Source organism: Comamonas sp. C24C, from assembly GCF_053345995.1.
Genome location: NZ_JBKFBC010000007.1, coordinates 132,609 through 153,437, shown reverse-complemented (window position 1 = coordinate 153,437; position 20,829 = coordinate 132,609). Strand labels below are relative to the sequence as shown.

Below are 20,829 nucleotides of genomic sequence, written 5' to 3'. Positions count from 1 at the left end.
TGGTTTTTATTAATAAAGGCTGATGGGGCTGAAAAGCTCTTCGTCCGCCATTTGGCGCGACGGGCTGGGTCGCGCTGGCGCGCGTGGCGGCGCGGCTTCATCGCCCTGCGACTGTGGCTGGGCAGCCTGGGCCTGGGCGGTGTTGAAGAGGTCTTGCGGGGGCTGCACGGTTTGCTCCAGTTGCAGCCAGCGGGCCTCTGGCCATTTGTGCACGCCAAGGCACATGGCGGCGTGCAGGGCATAGTTGCGGCAGTCCAGCACCTCATTGCGCGGCCTGCGCTTGACCCAGCGGTACACGTCCTTGCCGTTGACCTTGACCAGCACGCGCTGCTCTGCGGTGAGCTGTTCGTACCATTCGCGCGGCAGCTTCTGGCTGGTGTGCACGTAGCCGGGGCCGGGCTTGTCGATGGCGAGCTGGCCCAGCAGCAGGTCTTTGGCGCTGTCCACGCCCACCAGCCAGAGCTTGATGCCGTGCGATATCTTGCGGCCGCGGTAGTTGACCTCTTGCAGGCTGCTGGGGCCGACGATGTTGCGGTTGTCGTTGTTGTCGCCCTTGATAGCGCGCAGGCCGGCAAGCTGCCCTTGCGCGCTGCGCACCCAGTTGTAGACGGCCTGGGTCTGGTCGGACGAGTCGATGCTGATGGCACTGAGGCCCAGGCTGCCGCAGTGCCAGGCCTGCACGTAGCGCTGCTGCAGGTATTGGGTGACGGGCTCCCAGTCGGCCTCGCTGGCGGGGTTGCCGTGGATGACCTGGTGGGCAACGGCCCAGCTCTCCAGCCCCCGGCCCCAGGCCCAGATGGCGATCTCCCACCGATCGCGCTGCACGTCGACCCCGGCGGTGAGCAGCAGCGCGCCGGCGGGCACACGGCCCAGGGGGTAGTCTTCGGCCCGGGCCTGCAGGGCGTGTTCGTCGCTGCTGTCGCCCTTGAGCTCCCAGGTCTCGCCCAGGGTTTCGTTGGTGAAGCCGGTCATGGGCCCGACGTCGCCCGCCTGCAGGGCGCGGTGGGCCTTTTCAAACTCATCGACGATGCTGACCCAGGTGCGCTGGGGGCTGTAGGCGGCCCAGACATGCACGCCCAGGGTGCGCGGCGGGCGGCAGGGCTGGCCCGCCGCATCGCGCCAGATGCGATCTGCGCCGTAGCGGCGGCCGGTCTTTTTGCAGACCCAGGTGCCGGTGAGCGGCCAGCCGCCGGGCAGGTAGTCGGCCTGGGTGATGCTCTCCAGGCAGTGGGGGCAGACGTGGTGCACGCTGGCGGGCTGGCCTTTGACCCATTTGAAGCCGTAGGGCAGCTCTTTGCTGCCCCAGACGAGCGGGTGCTCCGCGCTGCAGCGCGGGCATTCGATGTGGTACTGGACGTAGGCGTCGGATTCTTCGCAAGCGCGCTCTACATGGCACATGCCTTTGACGCGGGGCGTGCTGCCGCCGACAAACTTGGGGTATGGCGCGCCCTCCAGCCGGCCCTTGGCCAGGCTGCCGGGGTCGCCGGATTTCTCGATGCTCTGGTCGAAGGCGCTCCATTCGTCGAGGATGGAGACGGCCACGGTGATGCGGCGGTAGGCCCGCGCGGCCTTGCCGCCCAGCAAGTGCAGCACGCTGTCGCGGAAGGGCTTGTATTTGATGGTGTCCTCCACCCCTTTGCCCTGGCGGCGCGCGGCCTGCACGGCGGCCACGCCGTCGAGCACGGGCTCGATCTCGCTCTTGACGTAGCTGTCGCGGTCGTCGTCGGTAGGCTGCCACAGCGCCTGCTTGCGGCGGCGGTGGGCGATGTTGTAGGCGACGAAGGCGGTGATCATCTTGGTATAGCCCACACGCTTGCTCTTTTTGACGGCCAGCTCTTCGATGCGGTCGTCGCTCATGAAGTCGAGAATGCCGAGCTGAAAGGGCCAGCCGACCCAGCCGCCCTTCTGGTGGCTGGATTCTCCCGCCAGCAGAAAGTGCTCTGCAGCCCATTCGCTGAGGGTCTGCGGCGCATCGGCCCGCAGGCTGGACAGGCCCAGTGCATTTGCGGCCTGGATGGCGGCCATGGCTTCGGGGCTGAGGGGTGCGCTCATGCGGCGTCGCCCTCCTCAACGCTACCTGCTCTGATATCAAATGCGACGGTCTCGTCTGCATCGAGCTGCGCCATGGCTTCGACCTCTTTGTTGACCAGCTGGGAGGTGGAGCGGATCCATTCGTTGCGCGCGTCGGCCATGATGCGAAGCACGATCAGCAGCACCTCCTGCGGCAGGTCCGGGCAGGCCTTGCGCACCTGGCCTTCGAACTGGTCCATGCGATCGACGATGGCCGAGCTGGCCAGCCCGAGCACGTCGGCCAGGATGCCGATGGGCGCGTACTCGCCACGGGCGACGGCGTTCTTCAGCTCCTGCGCCTCGCGCTGGGCCTTGGCCAGACCGGCGCGTTCTTGGACCAGGTCGAGGCCCAGGGTCTCGCCGATCCGGCCCGCGGCCTGGTCGCGCAGGTGTTCGCAGTAGCCCACCAGCCAGGCGTGGACGTTTTCACCACGGGTCAACACGCCCTCGCTCACGCGCTTGCTGATGCTGGCTTCGCTGACACCCACCATCTGCGCAAACTCTGCTTGCGAAACGATAGCATCCAAATAAGGCAGAACCTTCACTTAACCCCCTTAGGAAACTCACGAAACAGTCCGACAACGCGGCTCGAATTACCCGCTTCAGAGGCTCGCCGGAAGGACCCGCGACCCTCACACTGCCTATTTTTTGTGCAATGCATCAAACCTTCACCTCCAGGCCCAGGGCCATGCGTGCGGACTTGCCGGCGTAGTACGAGATGCTGGTGTCTCCACCCTCCATGCGGGCCACGATGCGGCGTGCCCAGTCCTTGCCGTCGTTGCGCTCCTGCAGGTTGACCTTCACAGGCGGCGCGACCACGGGCGCGGGCAAGGCAGGCAGGCCCTGCTGCTGGGCATAGGTCTGGCGCGGCATGGCGGCATCGCACATCAGCTCGAACTGCGGCAGGTTGGGCGGGAAGTCGGGGTGCTCTGCAGCCAGGCGGGCGGCCGCGGCCTCCAGCACATCGGCAGGAAAGCGACCAAGGCGCGCCTGCCAGACGTTCATGGCCGCACGGATGCCCTTGTCGTGGCCCTGGCCGTCCTTCAGCCCGGTGGCGAACTTGCTGAGGAACAGGCTGCCGTAGCTGCCCTGCAGCAGCACAAACAGCTTTCGCACCGCAGGGCCGGCCCGCAGCCCGTCTGCCGGATCCGCGGCGCGTGCCTGCGCTTGCTGGATCGCTTCAGCCGTCAACGTCGCCACGTCATGCATCCCACACCCCGTCGAAGATCGTTGCTGCCGCAGCTGCGTGCTTGTTCGCGTTGAACGCCGGCGCACGACCACCTGCCGGTGCTGCAGCAGGCCTGAGCCATGCGGCCTGCAGCCCTTGCGAGCCGCGTATGCACCACAGCTGCAGAAAGGCCTCCAGCGTCATGCCGGCCTTGGCCGCCTCGGCCTTGGCGCCCTTCAGCACGGTCTCCGTCACGGGTGCCCGCTTGACCTTGCGCAGCTGCAGCCAGTCGGCCCAGGTCTGGTCGGTCACATCCTCCGGTTGGGCGACAGGTCCTGCGCGCTCAAGCGCAGGTGTGTTGGTTCTTTGATGGTTCCTATGACGGTTCAATGATGATTTGGGTGCGCCTGGTTCACCCCTGGGGTGCGCCTGGTGCGGGGGTACAGGTGCGCCTGGTTCACCACCTGGTGCGCCTGGTGCGGGGGGTGCGCTATCTGCGGGGGGTGCGCCAACTGCACCACCTGCCTTGCTCCGACTGCGACCGGCAGGTGCCTTCGTCGGGTCAAAACTGCCCGGTGTGATGGTGTAGCTGGTGCTGGCGTTCAGGCGATATTCCCGAAAGACCAAACCGACCTTCTGCAGCCACGACAGCGCCTCTTGCACGGCCCGCTCAGACAGGCAGGTACGCCTGGCAATGGTGCCGACACCAGGCCAGCACACGCCGTCGTCATTCGACTGATCCGCCAGCGATATCAGAACCGCCTTTTGCGCAGCAGACATGCCCTGCAGCGGCCAGCAGGCCGACATGATGATGGTGCTCATACTTCTCTCCCGATCAGGCCAAGGCCGTTTGTCGCGCCTTGCAGCGCACAGGCATCACGTCACGCTGGCGCGGCGACAGGCTGCAGCGGCGCGCGGCGCCCTCCTCCAGCCGTCCGGCAGCCAGCAGGGCATTGACAGTGCTGGCCACGCTGCACAGCTCCAGCCACTCGCCCGTCTGGGTGTTGTGGTAGTCGCGCAGCTCGCGCCGGCTCATGTCGCGCACGCCTTGCTGGTGGGCATGGCGCAGCGACTCGTACAGGCGCTCGTGCAAACGGCGGCGCGTTTCATTGCCCAGAGCGGCAAACGCCTCGGCGCTGGTGTCGCGCCCAGTCACTACGGGTTGGGATTGCTGCATGGTCAAACCTCCTGATATCTGCACAGGCGGCTGCGCGCCTGCGCTCAAAGTCGTTGCTGGGTTCATGGAAGTCATACGCCTGCGGCCTCGCGCAAGCGGTAGCGGATACGGCGTTCCAGGTAGGCCGTGGCGTCGGCACGCCTGGCCACCTTGTCCATGTCAAAGCGCGGCAGGTAGCCAAGCTTTGGCTTCACAAACAGCAAGACAGGGCGAACAAGCGCGCCGCCCGTGCCGCTGACAGCCCAGATGCCGCGAGCCAAATGAGAAGTACGCCCGTCCGGCTCACCCTTGCGGTTGGTGCGCGGCGAATCGCGCTCACCGCCATAGGCAATGAAATAGCGACGGCCCGCCTGCTTCTTCGTGCCGCGGTGCACGCGCAGATAGCCCTTGTCGCTCATATTGGCCTTGTAGCCCTGCTCGCCAAACGCCTGGAAGTAGCTGATCAGCTGCACCAGAAACGGTCCGCGCAAGTTGCCCTTGCCGTCATCGCTGCCGGGGTACGGGCCGCCTCTGGCCTCATCGGGTATCGCCGTCTGATAACCGGCAGGCAAGATGCCCGCACGCTTGAGCGCCACCTCGCTGCGCTTGTCGCGCCGGCGGCCGCCCCAGGTCTGGGCATCCAGAATCTTTTGCGGATCGATCCCCTTGCCTCCCATGTAGGTGGGCTCGATCGTCACGCTCAGCCTGGTGGCCGTGGCCATGCGCACAAACGGGCTGCGCAGGATGTAATCCGTAGGCCGGTCGAACACCGCGCGCATCTCGTCCTGCATGGCACGGCGGATCTCGAAGCCCGTATCGTTCAGCGCCTTGGCATAGGCCTTGGCGGCCTGTGCGTCCGTCAGGCCGTGGATCTGCCGCAGCAGCTCCGCCTGGTTCAGCACCCGCGCGCTCAGCTGGATATGCATATCAGCCCTCCTCCACCGGCGCCGGCACGCGCGCTGCCGCCGTGGCCAGCAGCTGGTTCAAGGCAGATATCAGCTCGTTGTAGCGGTACTGCAGACGCTTGATCTCGTTGCGGCTCACCATTGCCTTGCCGCCACGAAAGGCGTCCGCCGCTGCGGATGTGAACTCGCCCACCTCCTGCTGCAGGGCCACAAACGCCTCCACCGGGTCGCCTGCGGCCTGGTCGGGCAGCGCGGGCACGCAGGTGTAGCCCAGGGCCGCCGCCATGGCATGCAGAATTGCCGGGTTGCCCGACATCACCTGCAGCGCCACAGACTCGCGCAGCGTCAGGTGGTGCGTCGTGTTGTTCGGGTTCAGCTTGTTCTGCAGCGTATTGGCGCTCACGCCCATGCGCTCGGCCAGCACGCGCACGCCGCCCGGGTGGTTGTGTGCGATCAGGTATGCCGCATCCGTCACGTCGGCCGGCATCCGCATGTCGTTTGGACGGCCTGCTTCGCCATTGTTTGCGTGAGGAGGGAAAGAGACACTGCTTCTCATGACCACACCTCACTTCTCAGGCGCATCGCTGACGGCCGCTGCACAGACAGCCAAGCAAACCCCCATCGTCCCCACACCCGAGTGGGCCCACGCCATGGAGCTGCTGCTGCAGCAAATCGTCTTCGTCCTCGACGTCGAAGGCCGCGACAGCTTCACCACCCGCAAAGTCGCCCGCTGGAACAACCAGTGCATCCACGAAATGCTGCGCACTGGCAGCGTGCCCCTGCCCGTCATCGAAGAGCTGCAGCGCGTGGCCGTGCGGGTGCTGACGTGAAGCTTTGGGGCCGAAATGAAACTTCCCTTGCTCTTGGATACGATGGCTGCATTACCAGTGATATCAGAGGGAACAATAGTGAAACGAGACATGGACTTAATCCGGCGCATTGCGCTGGCAACAGAAGCATTGCGACCAGGGGAAGCGCTTAACAAGCTGGACGGGGTGGAAGAAGAGCTATTCGCCATCCATGCGCAATGGATGCAAGAGGCGGGCCTGCTAACAGCCACACTCCATCCGAACGACGGTCGTGCGCCAGCGGACTTCGCCCAAATTTGGCGGCTTACATGGACAGGCTGCGAATTTGCTGAGGCTGTACGAAGCGACACTCTTTGGAAAAAAGCCAAAGAGAACGTAATGAAGCCATCCATGTCATTCACCTTCGACGTCTTGAAGGAGTGGCTCAAAACCGAGATCACGCAAGGCCTGCCTACCATCCGAGCTCTGGGCCAGTAAATCTCGCAGCTCCATGGCGGCGGCCAAAAAGCCTGCTCGGGCAGACCCCTCCTCCCTTGCCACATCCGTTGGACAGGCATGAAACGCGATATGTGAACCAGCTGCAATGAACCAACGAGCAGCACATGCAGCCACCGCAGCAGGCTGCAATCCATGTAATTTCAACGTGGCTTGGGCACAGATAGCGCCGGCCTGATTGCGGCGACGATGAGAGATGCGCTTAGCCATGAGCAGCCTCCACCTCAGCTTGCCCCAGCCTTTGCCCTGCGGAGGCACCCCAGATCGAAAGCATCTCTGGAGTCACCTGATCGCGAAGGAAGTAGGACGCATACACTGGGTCGCAATGAATTGCGTCATGCTCAGCAAGTAAATCTCCCACCTCGCTGAACACCTGCAACACCTCGCGCCGCCTATCACCCTCGCCCCGAACAAAGACCACCAAAATCACCTTGGCCAAACGAACCGACAAAGGATCAGCACATGAAGCAGTCATTGGAAAAGACCCTCTCTATCTGCAATGAAATCGAGGAACTGCTGACCAATGCCATGCCCCAGGCCGATGACATGCGCCTGCGCCGCATCAAGTTTCTGGCCAACGAGCTCATGGGGTTTGATTCGTACATCACCCGTAATGCCTCTCGGCTGGCGAGCCGTGCAGGCATCTACTTCAGTGCCCGCAAGCACCAAACCGAGCAAGGCGGCGCAGACGGCGTCATGCGAGAGATGCGCTACAGCTTGTTGCGCGCCATACGCGACCAAGCAAAAATTCTTGAACATGGCATGGCATAACTCAGCCATGAGCAGCCTCCTGCCCGGCTTGCGGCAGAGCGACTGACTTCGCAAACGGCGGCGGCAAACCCTCGACATTTCGACGAGTCCAGGCTGCAAGTACGCGGTCTGCAACCTTGTCGCTGAGGACCTCAGGCCACTTGTCGACGGCCTGGTAAGACACACCCAAAGCGGCCGCCACTTCTCTGGTGGAGCCACCCAGCATTTCTATGGCCTCTGTTTTACGGATCGTCATGCCTCAAGTTTAACCTTAGTTAAAACATGAAAGCAACCATAGTTAGCATTGATTCCGCCATGATTTCAACCATGGTTGATTACAAAGAACGCCTAGAGAAGGCAATGAAGGCTGCCGGTGTAGACATCACAGAGCTCGCGAGGTCTGTTGGCGTCTCCTATCAGGCTGCGCGCAAAGTCCTTGAGGGCGAGAGCAAGGCTTTCACTGCCGAAAACAACGCCAAAGCCGCCGCACGCCTGAATGTGTCGTCGGACTGGCTTGCCACTGGCATGGGCGACATGGCTCGCAACGCGAACAGCATTGTTTTTTCAGAAGACAACGAAGATCTGGTTCGCATCCCCATACTGGCCAATAGCGGCAGCATGGGCAAAGGCAATGACACGCTCGATGCGGACTATGTGGTGGGCGACCTGGCACTCTCAGCACACTGGATCAACCAGCACATCAAGCCCGGCAACATCCGGGAGCTGAAATTCATTCACGCCCAAGGTGAAAGCATGTCGCCCACCTTCAGCGACGGCGATGTGCTGCTGGTAGATGTGGGCTCGCGCGACCCCGCCAGCCATGAAGGTGTCTATGTGCTGGATGTGCACGGCCAGACCTATATCAAGCGCGTTCGCATGCGCATGAGCGGCACCTTGGAAGTCAGCTCCGACAATCCCAACATCAAGACCGTAGATGAACTAAACGGCGATCACCAGGTGCGCGTACTGGGTCGAGTCGTCTGGGCATGGAATGGACAGAAGCTGTAGATAAATTCCAAAATTAACTGAGTTCAGATTTATTATTTTATCCAGAGTGCCTTTTCAATAATATCGATCTGATTTTAATAACAAATATAATAAATATATAAATGTATCAGCCCACCTATTTCATACTAAACAAAAATAATTTATCGCACACATAAAAAGTACAATACCAATTTAACCAACCATTGAAGCAACTCATCAAAGTAGGAACAAATTTTTGCATTCAGACAATAATAACCAAGACGCAGAATCTGCCCGACTTTCCGAAAAATTTCTTTTAAACCTCAAGAGGCAACGTCGCCAACAAAATAATCGAGAGCGGCTGCGCCACTTCATGGAAAAAAGTCGTCTGGGATGGATTTTGCACCCAGCACCGTTCGACAGATACTATCAGCTATTCCCAATACCTACTAAACTGGAAGCCGCTCGCGCCAGGTTTGTACGACGCCTCTCATGGTTCTCGCTTCTCCGAAAGCGCAGTGAGCGAACATATCAACTCGGCCTTGGTGGGATCGTTATAGCGCCGTTAGTAGCATGGCTTGTGCTACATAGTGGCACACAATACGCCAAGTCCTTTCCCCTCCAACTAGGCTTTCTATTTTTTTCCGGCCTCGCATATGTATTGGCTTGCGCACTGGCATTTTGGCGCTGCCCAGATCTGGTCAAAGAAGTTTCTGAACAAAAAACTAATTATGACCCCGATCGTTTACGACACTGGCGAGTTTTAATTGAAGAAGAAATTTATAACTTAGTCACCACCATAAAATACCCAATAGATTTAGCATTCGATGAGTTTCAGCCTGGAGAATATTCGAAAAAAGCACGGCAGTTATTCCTCGGAGGCTTCGTTCCTTATCAAAGTGGTTTTTGCGCGCATGGAAGATATCAGCTTGAAAAAGCAATCATCGCCTGTGCTCATCAACAAGGAATTGCGGTTTATGAAGAGACGAGTAGTCACCCTCGGCGTTTATCACCAATCAACGATGCAGGCATAAGATTGGGGGGACGCGAGCCGTATATCGTAAAGCTATCAATACGTCAAGCTTCCAAGGAAGAAGAAGATTTTTATAGGGAGCGACATGCTGCACAGTCCCCAGCAGGAAGGCCTCAAAATCGAACGCATCATGAAATACCACCAGGCTCAATCATCATCAGCTGGAACCCCAGTGGTTTCCAAACAAAATCAGAAGCACTTGCTGACACACCTCTAGCAGTGCAGCATATTTATGGCTGGCATACCTTGTATGAGGTGATCGACATTGAGCGATTGGCCGAAGCAATCGCAAGCTGGCAAGGGCGGCAAAACTTAGTGTCGCGCCTCCTTGTCAGTAGCCTTTACATGGCTGCAATTTTACTTTTCGGCGCGTTCTTGGCGATGCAGAGTTGGGTCGTAGCGCAAGCGATCAGAGGCGCAATCTAGGTTACTCATCCAATAGACACGATAGATTTCGAAGCCACGGATAAATGCCTCGCTAACGAGCCCGCAGCAGCGGGCTTTTTCATCTCTGCATCTTCAATTGAAGAAAACTTCACAAAGAAATTTAACCATGGTTGACTGAAATGATTTAACCATGGTTAAATTCACCCATCGCAACAACCTCGACAGCACCCCCAAGCCCCTCAACACAGGGCCAACGCCACCAACGCTAGCGCGCAGTTGGCATCAAGGGAGTGCAGCAGAGCTTGCAGACGCGATGGGCGCCACGGCATCGACCGGGTCAGGCCCGGTCTTTCAAAAGTCACCTGCCCATGTCGTTCGCTTCACCCACGCGGAGCGTCCCCGGGCTCCATCGCATCAGCGGGCACGGCCGCTGCTCTGCGCGGCATCCCTGCCGTATCCAGCCGCCAAAGTGCGTACACGGTCAAAAGGGTGAGGCGAATGCGGCCAAGAGCAAGAACGGCAACGCCGGTTGGAATCCCGGCACCGCCCTCCCCGTGCGCATCGGGGCCAAACCAGAGCGTCTTGCACCAGGGCGCTGCGGTTTAACCTCAAAGCTTTCCAGTGCCTTAACATTACATGTTGCAACACACTGCAAAAAATCAATCTGACCAAGAAAGTTAGAGGTTTATGGATATTTTTCAGCTCGTCATCCCTTTGATTGGCGTTCTGTTGGGAGGAATCATTTCTGGCTTCGGACATTGGTTCAAAGCACGTATCGACAGAAAACGAACGTTAGCAAGCGCTTTGGCTAATCTTCTTGAAGTCAGGTATCACATAGTTGGCGTTGGGGCGGTTTTGGCGGAAATCAAGAAAAGAGCCCCCCTCACTCAGCAAGAGCTGCAACTCATAGAAGCCCAGTTTCACAACCTCTTCCCTATGGACGAGGAGGTTCACAGTCGTTACAAGAAAGCGATTGATATCCTAGAGGGCCTTGACCCTGTCCTGGCCTTTCAGATGCGTTCAAAAAATGAAATCCAAAAATATCTTGGCCTGCTGGATAAATTGTGCTTAGAAAACGGCATCGATCACACTGCATTCGCTCAAATGAGGAGCTTTGTAAAAGAGGCAATCATTCCTGGCCTGGATAGATCTGTCATCAAACTTGCAGACGCTCACTCCCGCGGAACAAAAAATGCAGTGAAAAAACTGATCGCCCAAGAAGACGAGAAGCGCAACGAAATCGGGAAGCTATTCGACAACATGCAAGCGATGTCCTTACCCAACTTATCTTCGCCGACATAAGTTGATTCACCTTCTTTCTCTGTAGAAAGCCCCCTCCAAGCCCGCCAGCAACCGCTGAGCGGGCTTTTCTTTTGCCCTCAACCGGAGAACCCATGCAAGCAGCTCGCCCCACCTTGCCAAGCGTGCCGATCACCAGCGCGGCATTCCAGTACAGCAACTCGGCCAGCACCAACATTGCCGACACCTTCGCCAAGGCCAGGGCACGCATGGCGGCCGAGCAGGTAGCTGCGGCCAGCAAGCCACGACGCCGCAACCAGCATGGCCCGGCCCTGATGACCATCAACCGCGTGCGCGCCGGCACCGCCAACCACCTGAATTTGCCGCTTTTCGAGGAGCAGTCGCCATGCGCATCTTTGTTCTGAAATGCGGCTGCGTCTCCATCCAACACACAGCCCGCAGCGCCGCCGAAGCGTTTGACCACGGCTTTGCCGAGCTGGGCCACCTGGGCTTGGGGATCTCATGCCGATGCATCCGATAGACACCTTTCTGCACGAGCTGCAGCACCGCGACCGCCAGCGCAGCCGTCTTCTACGCGCTATGGAAAGCAAAGCAGCTACCGCCAGCCCAGCAAAGCTATCGATAGCAAACTACTTTCAAACGCAGATAGAGCAAGCGCAATGCGCTCACAAATTGAGAAGTCACTACCCAAACAAAAGCCCGCAAGGTTCCAGACCCGGCGGGCTTTGTTGATCACCAAGGAGTCGCATTCCTGGCGCGACTGCTCAGCAGACCGTAAAAACGCTTAGATATGCAGCATCGCCAGCCCGCCCACGCCAAGGCCGAGCGCGGCCACGCCAAGCATCCCGTATTCGAGCCACTTCTTCTTGGTCAGCAGCGCAATGGCTGCAAGGGCAATGGCGACCTGCAGCGCCGTGGTGGCCTGGGCCCAGCGGTGATGCAGGTGCATCTGCATCTCGGACTGCTCGTCCCACTGCCGGGCCTCCGCTTCCAAACGCTCGGCATCGCGCTTGATGTCGTCCTTTTCCTTCTCGTAGCGCTCCACCTTCGCCTGGTAGGCAGCCCGCTTGTCCTCGGTGGCCACCAGATCGCGCGCGAACTCGGCCATCGACTGCTTGGTGCTCTTGGCCTGGTAGAAGGCCCACTGGTTGGCCGCCTCGGTCTTCTTGATGGCTGCGTCGTTCTTGTACAGCCCGGCATTGGCCTGGGTCGCACCGCCCATGTACGAGAAGATGGCGCCCACCGTGGCGATGACGGCGGTGCACATGGCGATCTGGTTGGTCAGGCTGCCGCCGCCGATGCCGTGGTGGGCCGTTGCGCCATGTTCGCCCTGGGCGGCATGTTCTAGTTCGTGATCGTGCGGGCCGTGGACGTGAAAGCCGTTGGAAGACATAGAAGCCAAATTCTTGATAGCAATGGGTGGCGCATTATGGGGCCGGTATGGCCGCAGCCGACGGCTTGAGAGGAGAGCCGACACCCTGCCGAACCGTGCTGCATGAGCTGCAACACCGCGGCCACCAGTGCAGCCGCCTGCTACGCGCTATGGAAAGCAAAGCGGCTACCGCCAGCTCAGTAACGCTATCGGCTGCAAACTACTTTCAAATGCAGCTAGAGCAAGCGCAGCGCGCTCACAAATTGAGAAGTCCCTACCCAAACAAAAGCCAGCAAGGTTCCAAACTCGGCGGGCTTTTTTGCATCAACGCGAACTGAAAGATTGCTGTGATGGGTCACGCTTACAATTGTTTCAGACCACTGAGACAACATTGCGGCCTACCCAATCCAAATGATCGTGCGAAAAATCCTTTTATTTCTTAGCCTTGGCCTTGCGGCACTTACTTCATTTGCAGCGCCCACCCAGCCTGTCACGCAGGCTGACATCCAGCAACTCCATCAGCAGTTACGGACGCAGGAAAAAGACCTCTCCGTACTTCGAGAGATCACTCTTCACCGATTGAGCATCCAAGATTCTCGCGTAAATGATCTAAATGCATCTACTGCCAACAATCTCTCAGCAATATCGAATCTCTCAACAATCGTAGGCTTTGCGATTACAGTCATTACCTTCGTTGCAGGTTTTATTGGTTATGTAAGCGCCAAACGCAAAGCCGTCACTGAGGCTAAGGAGGCTGTTGAAAAGTGGTTTAATGAAAACAGTGCAAACCACACCAGACAAATAGCAGATCTAGAAAAAAGCCGTGATGACATCAAGAGAAAGCTCTCCACCTTTCAAGAAGAAACTGATGCACTGCAGGTTTTAGTTCTCGAACTTAAGAGAACCTCAAAAACTATTCAGGATTCAATAAATCAAGAGGAATCTAGTGTCAAAGCCACTGCACACAATGCAAGAGAGCTTATAAAAAAGGCCACAGAATCCAGTTCCTTTGAATTATTGCGAAATTTAAATTCACCGAAAGTTGCGTCCCCCATCGAGGATGGAGCCCCCTCTTCTAGTGCTAACCCTCTTATTGCAGAAATTGAAAATTTACTACGAGAAGCATCAAATCAACTAGACCACAACTTAGCAATTGAGATCTACGAAAAGCTCAGTCAACGTTTCGGCAATGACAACAGCATTGAAATCCAGGCATTAGTAGCTGAAGCAATTATAAGCAAGGGCTTACGATTAGATCAACTCAATCGAAGTGAAGAAGAGATTGAGACATACAAAAATATCGACATTCGATACTCAGGCAATAGCAACCCTATATTGCAGGAGAAAGTTGCCAGAGCCCTTGTTAACATGGGTGTATCATTGGGACATTTAGGGCGCATAGAAGAATCCATCGCAGTATACGATGAAATCGAAAAACGCTACGCAAATGAAGATAGTGATGAATTGCGCGAAATTGTTGCCAGAGCTCTCGGTAATAAGGGCGTCATGTTAGATTCTCTGGGGCGCAGCACAGAGTCCATAGAAATTTATAGAAGAATTGATAGAAAATATAGTAGCGACAAATCACCGAAAACACGTGAAAACGTGGCAAGAGCTCTCCTATACTTAGGCCTAACACTAGATGAAGTTGAACGTACCAAAGAAGCCATTAAGGTTCTTGAGCAAGCTGAAAAGCGGTTCGCAAATGACCAGAACCCAAATATCGTGGAAATTATGAACGATGCTAAAAATTACCGTCAAGAAATACAAAAAATTATCGAAAATAAATAGCTTTTAAAAAGCGACTCAATCCACGGCCCGCACCCGCGGGCTTTTTTGCGTCTGGGCATCGATTCCGCTACACTCCACAACGTCACGCCAGTAAAGCGTGATCGGGATTGGCGTCCTGAAACAATCTAGCGGTGACAACAAAGCCGCACCTGAACCGCAGTCGTGCGGCTTTGTCGTCTGTGGCCCCCAGTTTTATGGTGGCTCGGAGGGGGAGCCGCGAGGCTCGCCGGTTTGCCGCAGGGTTGTCCGGTACGCCAACCTCTTCGAGTCACCGCCCTTTGGTTGGCGTCAAAGGCGGTGGTTGTAGCAAACGCACAACTCACGGAGGCCGCAATGGCTGACATCACCCCCTTCAACTTCGGCACACATGCCGTTCGCATCACCACGCACGACAACCAACCCTGGTTTGTCGCCAACGACGTTTGCGAAGCCCTCGGCTACCGCAACACCAGCAAGGCAATCAGCGATCACATCGACGAAGACGAGCGGTATAACGAACCGTTAGAGCGTGGCGGAAGCATGCTGTTTATCAGCGAATCCGGCCTCTATGCCCTTGTCCTGCGCAGCCGCAAACCCGAAGCGCGCAAGTTTGCCAAGTGGGTGACCAGCGAGGTACTGCCCACTATTCGCCAGACCGGCGGCTATGGCACCCCGCAGCGCGACGTTCATCTCGTCGAGCACGCCCACCAGTTGGCCCATGCGGCCACGCTGCAGGTCTATCAGGCGGTGTTTGATGCCGTGATGCTGGAGGGCGAAGCGCCCCACTCCACGCGCATGCTGCTGTCCTTTACCCACGGCGCGGGCGGTGCAATGAACCCGTATGTGCAGCCCATCGAGGCCGGCGCCATGGTGATGACGCTGGCCCAGCTGACCCAGGCCGTGCGCACCGATCTGATCGTGAGCGATACCACGCTGGCCCGACTGGCAGCAGCCTGCACCCAGCGCATGGCCACGCGCGCCGAGCTGCAGGCGCTGCAGCAGGTCCAGCCCGCACAACCCCCTCAGCCCGCTCAATCCAGCCACCAAGGCCGTCTGCAGCTGCAGTAGATTTATCAATTTCATAGCTGCCAGCGCTTGATACATCAACGCTAGAGCCTGACTTCATTCAAACCCCAGCCCGCCCGGCCCACGCCGCGCGGGCTTTTTTCATTGCCGAGAAAGGAGGCATGCATGCGCCATACCGGAACGCTTTTCCTTAGCCGCACCCCGCCGCAGGCCAGCACGGCGCTGTGCGGCGCTTTTCAGCTGCAGTTGCTGCTGCTGGACCGCCTGGGCCCGCACCACACCGAGCCATGGCGCGCCACCTGGACGGGCTTGGCTGCACAGCGCTTTTGGCAAGAGCACCATGCCGCGCTACTGCCCGGCGCCGCCCTGGTGGTGGAGCTGGAGCGCGCCCGCATACACACGCTGGCCTGCCGCCCGCCACGTAGCGAGGTGCATGCCCGCGTCATCCACTGCGCACTGGTGCCGGCGCGCAGCCGGGAGCCTGCCAGTACTTCAACGCGGCATACGCAGCCGCAGCATGCGATGTGACCCACGCAATCGATCGAGCAACCCGAGCCCTGCCCCTCCCCTCTGCAGGGTTCTTCTTTTTCAGGAGGTATGACATGGACTCTTTTCTGACCGCCACCCAGCCGCCACCGGTCTTTCTGGCACCGGACCGCTTTGTCACCATCAAGATTTTTGCGGCCATTTCGGGCTTCACCGAGAAGGCCATCCGCCGAAAGATCGAGAGCGGCGTCTGGATCGAGCGGCGCGAGTACTTCAGGTCGCCCGACTCGCACATTTTTATCGACCGTGAAGGAGTCCAGAAATGGGTAATGCGCGGGGTGTAGAGATCCGCGAGAGCGGCATTCGGCTCTCGTTCGCCTACCGGGGAGAGCGCATTCGCCGCACTCTTCTGGTGGAGGGCAAGGCCATTGCGCCAACGCCTGCCAATATCAAATATGCCATCCGGCTGCTGGCCGAGATCAAGCTCAAGATCCGTGCGGGCAACTTTGTGATGCGCGAGTACTTTCCGGAAGGCGGCACGGTGGCCGCCGGCACGACTGTGGCCCACCAGCTGGATCACTGGCTGTCCGTGAAGGTGGCAGAGAACTCGACACTGGCTGGCTACCTGAGCGCGGTCAAATTCTGGAAGCCGTTCATTGGCGAGAAGCAGGTCTCAGCCCTGAAGCACTCGGATATTCTTCGCGCCATCAAGACCCGGCCGGATCTGAGCGGCAAGACCGTCAACAACTATGTGTCGGCTCTCCGATCCGCGATGGACCTGGCCGTGCTCGACAAGCTGCTGAGCGAGAACCCGGTCGCGGCGGTCCCCAGCGCCAAGTGGCAGCGGGAGCCGCCCGACCCCTTCGACCGCGAGGAAGTGGAGAGGATCATCGACTACGCGCGTGCCAAATTTGCGCCCACGGTCGCCAATCTGATCGCATTCCGATTCTTCTCAGGCCTGCGCACCAGCGAGATGGTGGCCCTGCGCTGGCACAGCATCGACTGGAGCAAGAAGCAGGTGCTGATCCATGAAGCAGTCGTCAAGGGTCTGCGCAAGCAGACCAAGACCAACAAGGCCCGCCTGGTCAGCCTAAACAGCCGGGCCCTGGATGCGTTGGAAAGACAAAAGGAGCAGACCCCGAGGGCGCAACTCGGCCACATGGCCAGCGACGCCATGAACCAGGCCGCGCCCAAGGATTCACAAACGATCTTCGCCGACCCTACGCATGGAGAGCCCTGGGCAGATGACAAGCGGTTTCGTAACCCCTTCTGGGTGCCGATGCTCAAGGCGCTGGGCATTCGTTACCGCCCGCCCAACAACATGCGCCACACCTATGCGACGATGCTGCTCATGGCAGGAGCCACGCCGGCCTATGCAGCCAAGCAGATGGGGCATTCGGTGGAGATGTTTTTGAACGTCTATTCCAAGTGGCTGGACGACGGCCAGGGGGATATAGAGCAGGCGAAGCTGGAGTCCTTCATCGGACAAAACTCCCCAAGAACTCCCCCGAAAAAACAAAGATCGCGATAAGTCTTTGTTCTTAAAAGGCAAAGCTGGAGCGGGCGATGGGAATCGAACCCACGTTATTTGCTTGGGAAGCAAGAGTCCTACCATTGAACGACGCCCGCACAACGTTAACCGCATGATTTCATTGCAAAATCTGCCGCAAACCATTGTCTCTACTGGAAATAACAATGTTGTGCTTCGAAAATTCTAGCACAACGAAATCCCATGAAATCCGCCTGCTCTGCGCGAGTCGGCATAGGTTCTCCGGCAGCCTTGAGTGCTGCGTTGTGCTGCTTCAAGTTGGTGGTGCGGTAGCGGTGCTTGGGCGACGCGGGCTGACTCATTGCCCGAGGCTACCCGAGGGCCGCAGGCGATTTGCGCAACAACGCCCCGCTGACTCTAATCTCAATGGAGCGCCGTTTCAGTGAATCGACGCCCAACTCGGCTTCATGCCGAGTGCCACCATCAATTCCTGGCCTCTGCAAGAAGGCCGAGTCGATGAGACATGCCAAGACATTCAAGCTGAGGCAGCCCTTCCCAAGCGCAAGCTGTCGTTGAGCGCACACTCCAGGTACAGCACAGCCTCAATGGACGCTTTTTTGCAGATGCCGAGCTACTGCATCGCCCCTGATTGGCAATTCGTTTCGGGCTCAGCCAACTTCGCCCAGCACCGCTTTGCGATGAAACAAAAAATGCTAGGATCGCGCCGCTAGCGCCGACTTCAGCACCAAAGACACATAACTCCGCAGAAGTATTCGCCCACCTGATTCACAAGGCAGGTCGAAAAGCTATTGCGTTCGATGCAGCAAGAAAGCTCGGGGAGTGAAGCTATCACCCCTCCAATGCTTGAAGAGCATTTTGCTGCGGTAGTTGAACCTCATGAGTCAAGTGTCTTGTCCCAAACATCCATCCCCGGTGATTCCCCTGCGTCTCACGGCATGCGCGTATCCTGGTCAGCGCTAAGCGGCTTGGCCGCCATTGTCCTGTTCTTCATTGTTCTGGGGCATGACGGCCGACGTGTTGCACAGTTGTTGATACTCATGGTTCCTGTGCTCGTCAGTCTGGCCTGGCCGATACGCAGCCCTGCATGGCTCAAGGTGCGACGTTGGCTTTCCTTTGCCTGGGTGATACTTTTTGCGTTGGACGGCACCATGCGCGCCTACCTGATGGAGCTGTACCAGTCATCACCAGAGGGCGCCATGGTGATCGGCGCAATGGCCAACACCAACTGGCGAGAAAGCTCCGAATATCTGTCAATGCACTGGCGCAGTGTTGTGCTTATCTGAGGCGGCCTTGCCTTGCTCGCTTTGCTGGTGTGGCATCTCACGGGGCGAACTACATTGGCGGCCTTGCGCCGGGACAGAAGGCTGGCGGTGCTTTCATTGGTTGCAGCCCTTGTGTGCGCGCTGGCCTATTCCAGCAAGCCTTGGCGCAGGCTGCATCCCGCGATTTTCTGGACCCAATGGGCTCACTCCACTCAAAAACTGAAAGCCAGCCTCGCCGACCAGCATGAGGAGCGTGCAAGGCTGCTGGATCACGCCATTCAAGCAAGGCCTACGCTGGCGGACGGCGGGCCATCCACCGTCGTGCTGGTGCTCAGTGAAAGCATCAATCGCGACAACCTGTCGCTCTATGGCTATGACAGACAGACGACGCCCCAGCTCCAGAAGCATCAAAGGATTTCAGGGGCCCAGATGACCGTGCTGCGCAATGCATGGTCTGTGGATGCCAGTACTCTGCCCGCAGTGCGCAACTTGTTTGGCTTCGGAGCCCCGGGCGCGACGGAGTCCCATCATCTGGTCGCACTAGCTCGCGCATCGGGCTACAAAGTCTGGTGGATCAGCAACCACGACGACGTAGGGATCGAGCAGCAGCATGCCAGGCTGGCTGACATCGTGCAGATGGTAAATCGCACTCCCGGGCGCTCCTCTGTGTCTCTGGACGGGGAAATGGTCGATGAGCTGAAGACGGCTCTTGATGCGCCTTCCGAGCGCAAGTTCATCGTGGTTCACATGCTGGGCGCCCATCCGCACTACAGCCTGCGCTACCCCAAGGGCCAGAATCCATTTGATGATGAAGCAGATGCGATTGATGCATCGCTGAAGAGCAAGGGCACCTCCTTATGGGTGCGCCGGCAACGCCAAGAATATGATGCGGCGCTGCTGTATCACGATTATGTGGTGGCGGAAACGCTGCGCCTCACCCAATCAGCTGCCTTGGCAAAAGGCAAGGTGGCATGGATGTATCTATCCGACCATGGTCAGGAAGTGGGACATGTCCGCAACCATGCAGGACACAGCAAGAGCACCGAGGCCGGTTACCGTATTCCCGCGATTATCTGGCGAACACCCTCTTCGCCGAAACTGCCTGAAGACGTTGCACAGAGGCCCTTCCGCTCCGATTGGGCCGCATGGACTATCGCGGATCTGCTGGATATACGCTGGAGCAGCCAATCCCTTGAGCGCAATGTCTTGAGCAAGACCTACCGATGGGAAGAGCCGCGCCTGCCAATGCCTGTGAGTTCATTCACCCAGTGACTTTTCATGCGGGGACCGAGTGCTGAAGTCCGGAAATGCAAGCCTCACATAAAGCACCAGCCTAGAGCTGCTGTGCGGGTGCTCAAACAACCGGCAACAGCTGTCGACAAGTTTGGTGAAAAGAAGACCTCATAGCGACAAGCCCGAAAAAACTCGGTGCAGTGAAGCAATCTCAGGCCCGCTCTTTGCGTGGACCTCGGCACTCCTGCCCGTCAGTTGGAGGCAAATACCCGCGAGCACAGGAAATCCACCAGGGCTCTGACTTTGGGCGAAACATGTCTGCCTGCCGGCCACAAAATGTGAAAGACCCCCTCGCGTTGCGCCTGCTCAGGCATGACACGCACCAGTCTTCCGTCGGCCAGCGCCTCACGAATGGCAAAGTCCGGCAGACAGGCGATGCCTAGCCCTTGCAGGGCAAAACATGCACGCGTCTCGATGTTGTTGCAGACCATGGATACCGGTAGTTTCAGAGGCTCGCCGTCCGGCTCTGGAGGAAGTGGCCAAGCCTCCAGCTTGCCACTGTGAGGCCAACGGAAATGCAGGCAGAGATGGGACTGGAGGTCTTGCACCTTGCTCGGACTGCCATAGGTAGCGAGGTATTCGGGAGACGCAACCAGCACCATCTTGAAATGACCGAGCTTACGCGCCACCAAACGGGAATCAGCAGGCTCTCCGGTGCGGACCACGGCATCGAAGCCCTCCTCCACCACATCAACCAGACGGTCTGAAAAATCAAGGTCCAACTGAATATCCGGATACTCGTGCATGAAATCGGCAAGCACCGGCAGCACAAGGGTACTCACCAGCGGCAGACTCACACGCAAGCGTCCTCTTGGAGCCGATGAGGCCTGAGACAGTTCCGCCTGTGCCGCTTCGATCTCTGAAAGAATGCGCCTGCTGCGCTCCAGCAGCAGCAAACCTTCGGCGGTAGGCGTGATGCTGCGGGTGCTGCGATGAAACAGGCGCACGCCCAGTTTTTCCTCGAAGCGCGCCACGCTCTTGCCTACCGCAGAAGCGGAGACTCCCAGCAGGCGGCCAGCCGCGACAAAGCTTCGGGTCTCGGCGACCTGCACAAACACCGTAAATGCGTTGAGGCTATCCATGCATCGCCATTTTCGTTTCGGCAGTGTGT

Annotated in this window: 26 protein-coding genes, 1 tRNA gene and 1 pseudogene; 15 read left to right on the top strand and 13 right to left on the bottom strand. The window is 58.4% G+C overall.

The window, feature by feature from the left end; genetic code table 11:
* Window positions 1-9: 9 nt before the first annotated feature.
* From ACLBXN_RS14575 to ACLBXN_RS14560, 4 genes are all read right to left on the bottom strand, one after another.
* Window positions 10-2,052, bottom strand: coding sequence for a phage terminase large subunit family protein (locus ACLBXN_RS14575; protein ID WP_447612595.1), 2,043 nt, complete (start codon window positions 2,050-2,052; stop codon window positions 10-12).
* Window positions 2,049-2,597, bottom strand: a complete 549-nt coding sequence (locus ACLBXN_RS14570) for a hypothetical protein (RefSeq protein ID WP_447612594.1) — start codon at window positions 2,595-2,597, stop codon at window positions 2,049-2,051. Before ACLBXN_RS14570 ends, ACLBXN_RS14575 begins: the two co-directional genes overlap by 4 nt.
* A gap of 133 nt (window positions 2,598-2,730) precedes the next feature.
* Window positions 2,731-3,279: a hypothetical protein gene (locus ACLBXN_RS14565; protein ID WP_447612593.1), complete on the bottom strand. Its 549-nt coding sequence runs from the start codon at window positions 3,277-3,279 to the stop codon at window positions 2,731-2,733.
* Entirely contained in the window at window positions 3,272-3,550 is a 279-nt protein-coding gene (locus tag ACLBXN_RS14560; RefSeq protein ID WP_066482591.1) for a hypothetical protein, read from the bottom strand. The genes ACLBXN_RS14565 and ACLBXN_RS14560 overlap by 8 nt, the downstream gene beginning before the upstream one ends.
* Window positions 3,551-3,630: 80 nt before the next feature.
* On the opposite strand from ACLBXN_RS14560, the gene ACLBXN_RS14555 reads away from it, so the two are divergent.
* Complete coding sequence (locus ACLBXN_RS14555; protein WP_447612709.1) at window positions 3,631-3,819, top strand: hypothetical protein; 189 nt, start codon at window positions 3,631-3,633, stop codon at window positions 3,817-3,819.
* A gap of 55 nt (window positions 3,820-3,874) precedes the next feature.
* Here the strand turns inward: ACLBXN_RS14555 and ACLBXN_RS14550 are convergent.
* The 4 genes and pseudogenes from ACLBXN_RS14550 to ACLBXN_RS14535 all read right to left on the bottom strand — a co-directional run.
* Window positions 3,875-4,018, bottom strand: a pseudogene (locus ACLBXN_RS14550) (helix-turn-helix domain-containing protein); the annotation flags it as partial.
* Between the two features lie 55 nt (window positions 4,019-4,073).
* Window positions 4,074-4,415, bottom strand: coding sequence for a hypothetical protein (locus tag ACLBXN_RS14545; RefSeq protein WP_043005042.1), 342 nt, complete (start codon window positions 4,413-4,415; stop codon window positions 4,074-4,076).
* Between the two features lie 71 nt (window positions 4,416-4,486).
* On the bottom strand, window positions 4,487-5,320 hold the full coding sequence (locus ACLBXN_RS14540) for a hypothetical protein (RefSeq protein ID WP_447612592.1): 834 nt from the start codon (window positions 5,318-5,320) through the stop codon (window positions 4,487-4,489).
* Window position 5,321: 1 nt separating this feature from the next.
* Window positions 5,322-5,792: a phage regulatory CII family protein gene (locus ACLBXN_RS14535; RefSeq protein WP_087864709.1), complete on the bottom strand. Its 471-nt coding sequence runs from the start codon at window positions 5,790-5,792 to the stop codon at window positions 5,322-5,324.
* Window positions 5,793-5,853: 61 nt separating this feature from the next.
* On the opposite strand from ACLBXN_RS14535, the gene ACLBXN_RS14530 reads away from it, so the two are divergent.
* Together ACLBXN_RS14530 and ACLBXN_RS14525 are read left to right on the top strand one after the other, a co-directional pair.
* Window positions 5,854-6,129 carry a hypothetical protein gene (locus ACLBXN_RS14530; RefSeq protein ID WP_148729850.1) on the top strand — a complete coding sequence of 92 codons (276 nt, stop codon included), beginning with the start codon at window positions 5,854-5,856 and terminating at the stop codon, window positions 6,127-6,129.
* 15 nt (window positions 6,130-6,144) lie between these two features.
* On the top strand, window positions 6,145-6,585 hold the full coding sequence (locus ACLBXN_RS14525; RefSeq protein WP_447612591.1) for a DUF2513 domain-containing protein: 441 nt from the start codon (window positions 6,145-6,147) through the stop codon (window positions 6,583-6,585).
* Window positions 6,586-6,805: 220 nt separating this feature from the next.
* Here ACLBXN_RS14525 and ACLBXN_RS14520 read toward each other — a convergent pair whose 3' ends face one another.
* Window positions 6,806-7,078, bottom strand: coding sequence for a hypothetical protein (locus ACLBXN_RS14520; RefSeq protein WP_447612590.1), 273 nt, complete (start codon window positions 7,076-7,078; stop codon window positions 6,806-6,808).
* Between ACLBXN_RS14520 and ACLBXN_RS14515 the strand changes: the two genes are divergently transcribed.
* Entirely contained in the window at window positions 7,066-7,374 is a 309-nt protein-coding gene (locus tag ACLBXN_RS14515; protein ID WP_155293317.1) for a hypothetical protein, read from the top strand. The genes ACLBXN_RS14520 and ACLBXN_RS14515 overlap by 13 nt on opposite strands.
* A 1-nt stretch (window position 7,375) precedes the next feature.
* On the opposite strand, the gene ACLBXN_RS14510 is transcribed toward ACLBXN_RS14515, so the two are convergent.
* The gene (locus ACLBXN_RS14510; RefSeq protein ID WP_294259136.1) at window positions 7,376-7,609 is read right to left on the bottom strand and encodes a hypothetical protein; all 234 of its coding nucleotides are present in this window, start codon (window positions 7,607-7,609) and stop codon (window positions 7,376-7,378) included.
* Between the two features lie 26 nt (window positions 7,610-7,635).
* On the opposite strand from ACLBXN_RS14510, the gene ACLBXN_RS14505 reads away from it, so the two are divergent.
* The 4 genes from ACLBXN_RS14505 (at window position 7,636) to ACLBXN_RS14490 (ending at window position 11,403) form a co-directional block, all read left to right on the top strand.
* Window positions 7,636-8,361: a LexA family transcriptional regulator gene (locus tag ACLBXN_RS14505; RefSeq protein ID WP_447612589.1), complete on the top strand. Its 726-nt coding sequence runs from the start codon at window positions 7,636-7,638 to the stop codon at window positions 8,359-8,361.
* A 214-nt stretch (window positions 8,362-8,575) separates the two neighbouring features.
* On the top strand, window positions 8,576-9,778 hold the full coding sequence (locus ACLBXN_RS14500) for a hypothetical protein (protein WP_447612588.1): 1,203 nt from the start codon (window positions 8,576-8,578) through the stop codon (window positions 9,776-9,778).
* Between the two features lie 648 nt (window positions 9,779-10,426).
* The gene (locus ACLBXN_RS14495; RefSeq protein ID WP_447612587.1) at window positions 10,427-11,041 is read left to right on the top strand and encodes a hypothetical protein; all 615 of its coding nucleotides are present in this window, start codon (window positions 10,427-10,429) and stop codon (window positions 11,039-11,041) included.
* 92 nt (window positions 11,042-11,133) lie between these two features.
* Window positions 11,134-11,403 (top strand): hypothetical protein, encoded by a 270-nt coding sequence (locus ACLBXN_RS14490; protein WP_447612586.1) that lies wholly within the window; start codon window positions 11,134-11,136, stop codon window positions 11,401-11,403.
* Between the two features lie 380 nt (window positions 11,404-11,783).
* Here the strand turns inward: ACLBXN_RS14490 and ACLBXN_RS14485 are convergent, their stop codons facing one another.
* Window positions 11,784-12,392, bottom strand: coding sequence for a DUF4337 domain-containing protein (locus ACLBXN_RS14485; RefSeq protein WP_447612585.1), 609 nt, complete (start codon window positions 12,390-12,392; stop codon window positions 11,784-11,786).
* Window positions 12,393-12,782: 390 nt separating this feature from the next.
* On the opposite strand from ACLBXN_RS14485, the gene ACLBXN_RS14480 reads away from it, so the two are divergent.
* The 5 genes from ACLBXN_RS14480 to ACLBXN_RS14460 all read left to right on the top strand — a co-directional run bounded on the left by ACLBXN_RS14480 (window position 12,783) and on the right by ACLBXN_RS14460 (window position 17,184).
* Entirely contained in the window at window positions 12,783-14,162 is a 1,380-nt protein-coding gene (locus tag ACLBXN_RS14480) for a tetratricopeptide repeat protein (protein WP_447612584.1), read from the top strand.
* Window positions 14,163-14,495: 333 nt separating this feature from the next.
* A complete protein-coding gene (locus ACLBXN_RS14475) occupies window positions 14,496-15,209 on the top strand; it encodes a BRO-N domain-containing protein (protein WP_447612583.1) in 714 nt (237 codons plus the stop codon).
* 123 nt (window positions 15,210-15,332) lie between these two features.
* Window positions 15,333-15,695 carry a hypothetical protein gene (locus tag ACLBXN_RS14470; RefSeq protein ID WP_447612582.1) on the top strand — a complete coding sequence of 121 codons (363 nt, stop codon included), beginning with the start codon at window positions 15,333-15,335 and terminating at the stop codon, window positions 15,693-15,695.
* Between the two features lie 74 nt (window positions 15,696-15,769).
* Window positions 15,770-15,997 carry a hypothetical protein gene (locus ACLBXN_RS14465; protein ID WP_003054634.1) on the top strand — a complete coding sequence of 76 codons (228 nt, stop codon included), beginning with the start codon at window positions 15,770-15,772 and terminating at the stop codon, window positions 15,995-15,997.
* Window positions 15,976-17,184 carry an Arm DNA-binding domain-containing protein gene (locus tag ACLBXN_RS14460; RefSeq protein WP_447612581.1) on the top strand — a complete coding sequence of 403 codons (1,209 nt, stop codon included), beginning with the start codon at window positions 15,976-15,978 and terminating at the stop codon, window positions 17,182-17,184. The genes ACLBXN_RS14465 and ACLBXN_RS14460 overlap by 22 nt, the downstream gene beginning before the upstream one ends.
* Window positions 17,185-17,208: 24 nt before the next feature.
* On the opposite strand, the gene ACLBXN_RS14455 is transcribed toward ACLBXN_RS14460, so the two are convergent.
* Window positions 17,209-17,282 (bottom strand) — tRNA-Gly (locus tag ACLBXN_RS14455).
* A gap of 720 nt (window positions 17,283-18,002) precedes the next feature.
* On the opposite strand from ACLBXN_RS14455, the gene ACLBXN_RS14450 reads away from it, so the two are divergent.
* Complete coding sequence (locus ACLBXN_RS14450; RefSeq protein WP_447612580.1) at window positions 18,003-18,446, top strand: hypothetical protein; 444 nt, start codon at window positions 18,003-18,005, stop codon at window positions 18,444-18,446.
* A 12-nt stretch (window positions 18,447-18,458) separates the two neighbouring features.
* Complete coding sequence (locus ACLBXN_RS14445; protein WP_447612579.1) at window positions 18,459-19,697, top strand: phosphoethanolamine transferase; 1,239 nt, start codon at window positions 18,459-18,461, stop codon at window positions 19,695-19,697.
* A 212-nt stretch (window positions 19,698-19,909) separates the two neighbouring features.
* Here ACLBXN_RS14445 and ACLBXN_RS14440 read toward each other — a convergent pair whose 3' ends face one another.
* A complete protein-coding gene (locus ACLBXN_RS14440) occupies window positions 19,910-20,800 on the bottom strand; it encodes a LysR family transcriptional regulator (RefSeq protein ID WP_148729492.1) in 891 nt (296 codons plus the stop codon).
* Between the last annotated feature and the right edge of the window lie 29 nt (window positions 20,801-20,829).

Excerpts from the sequence above, each read along its gene's own strand:
- ACLBXN_RS14575 (WP_447612595.1), bottom strand. The coding sequence starts at position 2,052 with ATGAGCGCACCCCTCAGCCCCGAAGCCATGGCCGCCATCCAGGCCGCA.
- ACLBXN_RS14565 (WP_447612593.1), bottom strand. The coding sequence starts at position 3,279 with ATGCATGACGTGGCGACGTTGACGGCTGAAGCGATCCAGCAAGCGCAG.
- ACLBXN_RS14555 (WP_447612709.1), top strand. The coding sequence starts at position 3,631 with ATGATTTGGGTGCGCCTGGTTCACCCCTGGGGTGCGCCTGGTGCGGGG.
- ACLBXN_RS14545 (WP_043005042.1), bottom strand. The coding sequence starts at position 4,415 with ATGCAGCAATCCCAACCCGTAGTGACTGGGCGCGACACCAGCGCCGAG.
- ACLBXN_RS14540 (WP_447612592.1), bottom strand. The coding sequence starts at position 5,320 with ATGCATATCCAGCTGAGCGCGCGGGTGCTGAACCAGGCGGAGCTGCTG.
- ACLBXN_RS14535 (WP_087864709.1), bottom strand. The coding sequence starts at position 5,792 with ATGCGGATGCCGGCCGACGTGACGGATGCGGCATACCTGATCGCACAC.
- ACLBXN_RS14530 (WP_148729850.1), top strand. The coding sequence starts at position 5,854 with ATGACCACACCTCACTTCTCAGGCGCATCGCTGACGGCCGCTGCACAG.
- ACLBXN_RS14525 (WP_447612591.1), top strand. The coding sequence starts at position 6,145 with ATGAAACTTCCCTTGCTCTTGGATACGATGGCTGCATTACCAGTGATA.
- ACLBXN_RS14515 (WP_155293317.1), top strand. The coding sequence starts at position 7,066 with ATGAAGCAGTCATTGGAAAAGACCCTCTCTATCTGCAATGAAATCGAG.
- ACLBXN_RS14520 (WP_447612590.1), bottom strand. The coding sequence starts at position 7,078 with ATGACTGCTTCATGTGCTGATCCTTTGTCGGTTCGTTTGGCCAAGGTG.
- ACLBXN_RS14510 (WP_294259136.1), bottom strand. The coding sequence starts at position 7,609 with ATGACGATCCGTAAAACAGAGGCCATAGAAATGCTGGGTGGCTCCACC.
- ACLBXN_RS14505 (WP_447612589.1), top strand. The coding sequence starts at position 7,636 with ATGAAAGCAACCATAGTTAGCATTGATTCCGCCATGATTTCAACCATG.
- ACLBXN_RS14495 (WP_447612587.1), top strand. The coding sequence starts at position 10,427 with ATGGATATTTTTCAGCTCGTCATCCCTTTGATTGGCGTTCTGTTGGGA.
- ACLBXN_RS14490 (WP_447612586.1), top strand. The coding sequence starts at position 11,134 with ATGCAAGCAGCTCGCCCCACCTTGCCAAGCGTGCCGATCACCAGCGCG.
- ACLBXN_RS14485 (WP_447612585.1), bottom strand. The coding sequence starts at position 12,392 with ATGTCTTCCAACGGCTTTCACGTCCACGGCCCGCACGATCACGAACTA.
- ACLBXN_RS14480 (WP_447612584.1), top strand. The coding sequence starts at position 12,783 with ATGATCGTGCGAAAAATCCTTTTATTTCTTAGCCTTGGCCTTGCGGCA.
- ACLBXN_RS14475 (WP_447612583.1), top strand. The coding sequence starts at position 14,496 with ATGGCTGACATCACCCCCTTCAACTTCGGCACACATGCCGTTCGCATC.
- ACLBXN_RS14470 (WP_447612582.1), top strand. The coding sequence starts at position 15,333 with ATGCGCCATACCGGAACGCTTTTCCTTAGCCGCACCCCGCCGCAGGCC.
- ACLBXN_RS14465 (WP_003054634.1), top strand. The coding sequence starts at position 15,770 with ATGGACTCTTTTCTGACCGCCACCCAGCCGCCACCGGTCTTTCTGGCA.
- ACLBXN_RS14460 (WP_447612581.1), top strand. The coding sequence starts at position 15,976 with ATGGGTAATGCGCGGGGTGTAGAGATCCGCGAGAGCGGCATTCGGCTC.
- ACLBXN_RS14450 (WP_447612580.1), top strand. The coding sequence starts at position 18,003 with ATGCTTGAAGAGCATTTTGCTGCGGTAGTTGAACCTCATGAGTCAAGT.
- ACLBXN_RS14440 (WP_148729492.1), bottom strand. The coding sequence starts at position 20,800 with ATGGATAGCCTCAACGCATTTACGGTGTTTGTGCAGGTCGCCGAGACC.